We start from the raw sequence: 2,341 nt of genomic DNA on the forward strand, positions 1-2,341 counted from the left end.
AGCCTGCTCGCGATAGCTGTCTTTCAGCCAACATCAATGCTGAATGATGAACCGCCATCGCGAGCAGGCTCGCTCCCACAAGGACCTCATCCTTTCGGAGAATCCCCATGAATTCGTCGACTTATCCCGCCGCCCAACACGTCATGGTGCTCTACACCGGTGGCACCATCGGCATGCAGGCCAGTGCCAACGGCCTGGCCCCGGCGTCCGGTTTCGAAGCCGCATGCGCGAGTACCTGCACAGCCAGCCCGAACTGGTGGTGCCGCAATGGCGCTTCCGGGAAATGTCGCCGCTGATCGACAGCGCCAACATGACCCCGGCCTACTGGCAGCAACTGCGCGAAGCGGTGGTCGATGCGGTGGACGTGCAAGGCTGCGACAGCGTGCTGATCCTGCATGGCACCGACACCCTGGCCTACAGCGCTGCGGCGATGAGCTTTCAGTTGCTCGGCCTGCATGCCCGTGTGTGTTTCACCGGCTCGATGCTGCCGGCCGGCGTGACTGACAGCGATGCCTGGGAAAACCTCGGTGGCGCGCTGGTCGCTCTCGGCCAAGGTCTGGCGCCGGGTGTGCACCTGTACTTTCACGGTGAGCTGCTGGCGCCAACCCGTTGCGCGAAAGTGCGCAGCTTCGGCCGTCATCCGTTCAAGCGCCTGGAACGTCAAGGTGGCGGCGTGAAAGCCACGTCGATTCCGGCAGCGCTGCACTACGACCAGCCAAAACAATTGGCGAATGTCGCTGTGCTGCCACTGTTCCCCGGCATCAGCGCCGGGATTGTCGACGGGTTGCTCGACGGCGGTATCCAGGGTCTGGTGCTGGAGTGCTACGGCAGCGGCACCGGGCCGAGCGACAATCCTGAATTCCTCGCCAGCCTTGGCCGCGCGCGGGATAACGGCGTGGTGGTGGTCGCGGTCACGCAGTGCCATGAAGGCGGGGTCGAGCTGGACGTTTACGAGGCCGGCAGCCGCTTGCGTGGCGTGGGTGTGTTGTCCGGTGGCGGCATGACCCGTGAAGCGGCGTTCGGCAAGTTGCAGGCGTTGCTCGGTGCTGGCCTGGAATCGGCTGAAGTGCGCCGGCTGATCGAACTCGATCTGTGTGGCGAGCTGATCTGACACCACCCGCCCCTTGCGGGAGTGATCGCCTGTGGCGAGGGCGCTTGCTCCCGCTCGACTGCGCAGCAGTCGCCGTGTTTTGGGGCCGCTACGCGCCCCCAGCGGGAGCAAGCTCCCTCGCCACAACAGCGCTCCCACCGTTTGATCTGTGTGCGGCATATAACTTGCTGCCGTTTTCAGCACCCCCAAGGCTGGAAGATCACATGCTGCACTCCCACCTCACGACCCTCAACGCCGTCTCTCTTATCCTCAACACCTTCAAAGATGAAGGCCTGTCGAGCGACGCGCTGCTGGCCGGCAGCGGCATCAGCGCGGCGGATCTGAACCGCGCCGACACGCGCATCACCACCAATCAGGAAATGCAGGTGTGCGCCAACGCGGTCGCGCTCAAGCACGACATTGGCCTGGAACTGGGCCGGCGGATGCACGTTTCCTGCTACGGCATCCTCGGTTACGCGCTGCTGACCTGTGCCACCTTCGGTGACGCTTTGCGCCTGGCGATTCGCTATCCGGCGCTGTTGGGAACACTTTTCGAACTGAGCCTGGAAGACGATGGCGAGCGCGTCTGGTTCGTCGCTGCCGATTACCGCGAGAGCCCGGAGATGGCGGTGTTCAACGCGGAATTCTGCCTGGTGTCGCTGAAGGTCATCTGCGACGACCTGCTCGGGCATCCACTGCCATTGCTGGCGACGCGTTTTGAACATGCTGCGCCGGATTATCGCGACAGTTATGCCGAGCACTTCGCCAGCCCGCTGCACTTCGCCGCCAAGGACAACGCCTTCGCCTTCGACCGGCGCTGGCTCGATCAACCGTTGCCACTGGCCGACAGCATCACCCATCAGGCCATGGCCGACCGCTGCCGCAAACAGAACATCGAATTCACCGGACGGCAGGCGTGGCTGGGGCGGATTCGCCAGCTGCTCAGTGCCCAGCTCAATGCAGCACCGGGCCTCGAGGGGCTGGCCCAGCAGATGAAATGCTCGCCGCGCACCTTGCGCCGTCACCTCAAGGACATGGGCAGCAGTTATCAGGAGCTGCTCGACGAACTGCGTTTCGAGCGCGCCAAGCAGATGCTGTGTGAGGATCAGTTGCCGATCTACCGCATCGCCGAGACCCTGGGTTTCAGCGAAACCGCAAGCTTCCGCCATGCGTTCGTGCGCTGGAGCGGCGTGGCGCCGAGCCAGTTCAGACCCTGAAGATCAAAAGATCGCAGCCTTCGGCAGCTCCTAC

1 protein-coding gene and 1 pseudogene are annotated in these 2,341 nt (G+C 63.7%); both read left to right on the plus strand.

Going from position 1 to position 2,341, the window contains the following annotated elements; genetic code table 11:
• Positions 1-107: 107 nt before the first annotated feature.
• Positions 108-1,111, plus strand: a pseudogene (locus HT737_RS15115) (asparaginase).
• 203 nt (positions 1,112-1,314) lie between these two features.
• Positions 1,315-2,307 carry an AraC family transcriptional regulator gene (locus HT737_RS15120; protein ID WP_145593744.1) on the plus strand — a complete coding sequence of 331 codons (993 nt, stop codon included), beginning with the start codon at positions 1,315-1,317 and terminating at the stop codon, positions 2,305-2,307.
• Positions 2,308-2,341: the final 34 nt, after the last annotated feature.

This window comes from Pseudomonas sp. MD195_PC81_125, from assembly GCF_014060985.1.
In the GTDB taxonomy this organism is placed as follows: domain Bacteria; phylum Pseudomonadota; class Gammaproteobacteria; order Pseudomonadales; family Pseudomonadaceae; genus Aquipseudomonas; species Aquipseudomonas parakoreensis.

What these genes read in the sequence shown, in the direction of transcription:
- HT737_RS15120 (WP_145593744.1), top strand. Translation starts at nt 1,315, where the DNA reads ATGCTGCACTCCCACCTCACGACCCTCAACGCCGTCTCTCTTATCCTC.